The sequence below is a fragment of the Bifidobacterium sp. POST2/T3 (B1) genome (genome assembly GCF_058197115.1).
Genome location: NZ_JBVPQK010000243.1, coordinates 1 through 3,933, shown reverse-complemented (window position 1 = coordinate 3,933; position 3,933 = coordinate 1). Strand labels below are relative to the sequence as shown.

Genomic DNA, 3,933 nt, shown 5'->3' with positions numbered 1-3,933 from the left:
AGGCCGAACAGGTGCCGTCGTCGTCCCGCTCCACATCAGTCCAGGCATCGTCGAAGTCCGCATCCTCACCCAGCGCAAGGCCCTGGCGCAGATCTGTTCGCCCTTGGACGGGTTCGGTACCGGTGGGCAGCAGCCTGTCGGGATCGACCACCACGTGGGTACGGCAGGGAATGGACAGGGTGCAGGGAGCGTTGTCTTTCTGAATCTGGTCACCGACGCCCTGTTTGCCGTTGGCTAGCCAGGGGTGGATGCCGAAGGCCCAGGGTGCAGCATCATCGCCCAGGTTTAGAGCCCGGGTGGTCATGGTCAGCCCCTGGTCGTCCAGGGTGTAGGTGACGGTAACCACCACGTCGAAGGGGTATCCGCCCATGTCTGGCACCCGCCAGGAGAGGCTGACGGAGTCCTCGGTCAGGGCTTGCAGCCGCCAGTAGGCCCGGTATCCGTAGCCGTGAATGGCGGTGTTCCGGTCATGCTCGTCGATGGGCAGGGTGTAGGTATGGCCCTGAAATTCGTAGGTGCCATCCTCGATCCGGTTGGGGAAGGGTACCAGCACGTTCCCGTTGCTACATGGTACGGTTCCATCCGGGTCAAATGAGGCCAGCAGGTCTTTTCCCCGGTATTTCAGGACACGCAGGATGGCTCCCAGCTCGGTCACCACCGCCTCGTAGTCCCCATGACGGATGCTGTACTGCTGTCCTGTCCGGGGTACGGCCCCGCCCATCATCTCGTTCGTATGCATGCTCCCACTTCCATAGTGCCGTTGATGCTTGGTACGCCACCATCCTAGCGCCTGGGCGGTCTTGGCTTCTTGGTGAAAGAGTGGCGAATGGACTATCGGGGGCCGCTCTGGCTTTCTACCATGGATTTGCAGCGTCCGGAACCGTCCGGATTGACATCGATAAGGAGCGGCAGTGGCAGGATTTCGGACCACCGTGTGCGAACAGCCGATCCCGCAAGGGCGGGGCCGGGTCATCCTTGCTGATCCGCGCGGGTTCTGCGCGGGGGTGGACCGTGCCATTCAGACGGTGCAGACCATCTTGGATGCAGACAACCCCCACCAGGGTCTGCCGCCGGTCTATGTGCGTCGGCAGATAGTCCACAACCGGCATGTGGTCGAGGACCTGTCCCGGCGTGGGGCCGTGTTCGTGGACGAGCTGGACCAGATTCCCGACCAGGCTGTCCGTGCCGGGGTTCCCGTGGTCTTCTCGGCCCATGGCATCGCCCCCTCGGTCGTCAAGGAGGCCCAGCGGCGGGGGATGCGCGTGGTCGATGCCTCATGTCCCCTGGTCAGCAAGGTTCACCGGGAGGTCCAGCGTTTCGTCCGGGACGGCTACTCGATCATTTACATAGGCCACCGGGGGCACGACGAGGCTATTGGAGTCATGGGGGAGGCACCTGACCGGGTTCATCTGGTGGAGCATGAGGCCGATATCGAGGCTTTGGACTTCGGACCGGACACGCCTCTGGTCATGCTGACCCAGACCACACTGAGCCTGGATGAGACCGCCGATCTGGCTGCGGCCCTGCGTCGACGCTTCCCCTGGATAGAGGAGCCGCCGGGTTCCGACATCTGCTACGCCACCCAGAACAGGCAACAGGCGGTCAAGCTGGTGGCCGGTCAGGCGGACTGCATGATTGTGGTGGGGTCGGCCAACTCCTCCAATTCGGTGCGTCTGGTCGAGGTGGCCCGTCAGGCCCTGGATGCGCGCTTTCCTGGTCAGGGTGAGCAGAGGGCCCACCGGGTCGACGATGCGGGAGAGCTGGACCCGATCTGGCTGCAAGGCATGGACTCGGTAGGGCTCACCTCGGGTGCTTCGGTTCCAGAAAACCTGGTTCAGGGGGTGCTGGAGACCCTGGCATCCCGAGGATTCACCCGGGTAACCCGAGAACGAGCAGTCGACGAGCACATGCATTTCGTCCTGCCTTCGGCTCTGCGCTCTGCACGTGCATCCAGGAAAGTTCCACAGCAGCAGGGCTAAGCCCCAGCGCTAAAATCTCTCAGTTGGTGGCCAGAGGTGCGGTTTTGGCCTTGAGGACACGGATAAGATCTCGGGGGTCCAGACCCAGGCTGATGCCGCGCTTGCCGCCGGAGACCATAATGGTGTCGAACTCCAGGGCACCTTGGTCCAGCACGGTCAAGTGTTGGGTGCGTTGGCCGAAGGGCGAGATGCCGCCCAAGACATATCCGCTCTCCCGCTCGGCCTGGGCCTTGTCGGCCATACGAGCCTTTTTGGCACCCACGGCAGCGGCCAGGTGCTTGAGGTTCAGATGGCCGGTCACCGGAACAATGCCGATGACCCGCTCCTTACCCGTGTCGGCCATCAGGGTCTTGTAGACCGTGCGCGGATCCAGGCCCAGTTTTTTGGCAGCCTCGATGCCGTACCCCTGGTCCATGTGGTCAGCATTGTGATGATACTCGTGGATGGTGAAGGGAACCCCTAGACGCTCCAGCTGGGCCATGGCCGGAGTCGCGGCATCCGAGTCTGCCCGCTTCTTCTTGCTCATGACTCCATGCTAAGGTACTGACCGTTTGCGTAGGCTTAGGGGTGTCTTTGGTGCGATCTCGCGGAAAGGGTAGTCCATGACCGCTGTCAATGCCTGGCTGCTCGATGCGGTGACGGGCGGATGGGGTCTGGCCGTGCTTTTTCTGGCAGCTTTTCTGGATGCGCTGATCATTCCCATACCTACGGAGCTTATGGTCCTGGCCACGGCTTCGGCCTTTCGAGCCTCGGGGCGACCCCTTCCCATCCTGGTCTTTCTGGTTTGCGCCCTGGCCTTTGCGGGCGGAGATGCCTGTACCTATGGGCTGGGGCGACTTGTCCCGTTGAATCGTCTGGCCGTCTTTCGAGGTGCAGCAGGCAAGACTGTGACATCATGGGCCCACCGGGCGCTACTGCAGGGAGGCGGCTTCTTCACACTAGCCTCGCGGTTCGTGCCCTCGGGCCGGACCGTAGTAAATCTGACTGCAGGGGCGGCGCGGTATCCGTTGAGCCGTTATCTTCCCCTGGCTGCACTGGCCGGCCTGCTCTGGTCGATTTATATGTGGACCTTGGGGTATCTGGCCGCCTCTTGGCTGGAAAACAATCCTCTGGCCGTGATGGCCATCGGGTTTCTGGTGGGAATGGTCGTAGGCCTGGTCTGCGACTTGGCCATGCGGGCGCTCACCCGGCGGCGCTGATTATAAGCAAGAGGTCCGCCCCCGAAGGGAACGGACCCCGAAATCGCTATGCCGGAGGAACCGGCCGGATGCTCAGTCGCCCAACTTGGCGAAGTAGAGCAGGGTGCGGATCATGTTGCTGGTGAAGCCGTACTCGTTGTCATAGAAGGCAACGGTGCGGACCAGCTGGTCGTCACCATGGGTGTTGACATCGGTCTGGGTGGGATCGAAGACGCCGCCGTGGGTGTCGCCGATCACGTCGGAGGAGACGATGCCCTCGTCATTGTAGCCGTAGTAGTCCTTGCCCTCGAAGGCCTTCTTGGCGGCGTCGTTGATCTCGTCGACGGTGACCTTCTTGTCCAGGACGCAGGTCAGCTCGGTGACGGAGCCGGAGGGAACGGCCACGCGCTGTGCGTGGCCCTGCAGCTTGCCGTCAACGGAGGGGACGACCTTGCCGATGGCCTTGGCGGCACCGGTGGAGTGCTCGATGGTGTTGATGGCGGCGGCGCGGGTGTTGCGCGGCTTGTTGCCCTTGGGGCCATCCAGCAGCATCTGGGAGCCGGTGTAGGCGTGGATGGTGGTCATGTAGCCGATGCGGATGCCGAAGTTGTCATCCAGCATCTTGACCATGGCGGCCAGGGACCCGGTGGTGCAGGATCCGGCGGAGATGATCTTGTCGGAGGACTTCAGGGTCTTCTCGTTGACGCCATAGACCACGGTAGGAGTGGTGTCGTCCTTGGCTGGGGCGGAAATCAGAACCTTCTTGGCTCCGGCGT

5 protein-coding genes are annotated in these 3,933 nt (G+C 62.7%); 2 read left to right on the top strand and 3 right to left on the bottom strand.

Translation table 11 applies throughout. From position 1 onward, the window contains the following. Positions 1 to 739 (bottom strand): aldose epimerase family protein (locus tag AC0AP0_RS09820; protein ID WP_490430331.1); only part of this gene is annotated, 739 nt, incomplete at its 3' end. Between the two features lie 172 nt (positions 740 to 911). Between AC0AP0_RS09820 and AC0AP0_RS09815 the strand changes: the two genes are divergently transcribed. Beyond that, positions 912 to 1,979 (top strand): 4-hydroxy-3-methylbut-2-enyl diphosphate reductase, encoded by a 1,068-nt coding sequence (locus AC0AP0_RS09815; protein WP_490430330.1) that lies wholly within the window; start codon positions 912 to 914, stop codon positions 1,977 to 1,979. Between the two features lie 19 nt (positions 1,980 to 1,998). Here AC0AP0_RS09815 and ybaK read toward each other — a convergent pair whose 3' ends face one another. Continuing rightward, on the bottom strand, positions 1,999 to 2,505 hold the full coding sequence (gene ybaK, locus AC0AP0_RS09810) for a Cys-tRNA(Pro) deacylase (protein ID WP_046322730.1): 507 nt from the start codon (positions 2,503 to 2,505) through the stop codon (positions 1,999 to 2,001). 76 nt (positions 2,506 to 2,581) lie between these two features. On the opposite strand from ybaK, the gene AC0AP0_RS09805 reads away from it, so the two are divergent. Then, entirely contained in the window at positions 2,582 to 3,178 is a 597-nt protein-coding gene (locus AC0AP0_RS09805; RefSeq protein WP_052733290.1) for a DedA family protein, read from the top strand. 72 nt (positions 3,179 to 3,250) lie between these two features. On the opposite strand, the gene AC0AP0_RS09800 is transcribed toward AC0AP0_RS09805, so the two are convergent. Beyond that, a partial coding sequence (locus AC0AP0_RS09800) for a type I glyceraldehyde-3-phosphate dehydrogenase (protein WP_490430329.1) occupies positions 3,251 to 3,933 on the bottom strand: 683 nt, incomplete at its 5' end.

Excerpts from the sequence above, each read along its gene's own strand:
- ybaK (WP_046322730.1), bottom strand. The coding sequence starts at position 2,505 with ATGAGCAAGAAGAAGCGGGCAGACTCGGATGCCGCGACTCCGGCCATG.
- AC0AP0_RS09805 (WP_052733290.1), top strand. The coding sequence starts at position 2,582 with ATGACCGCTGTCAATGCCTGGCTGCTCGATGCGGTGACGGGCGGATGG.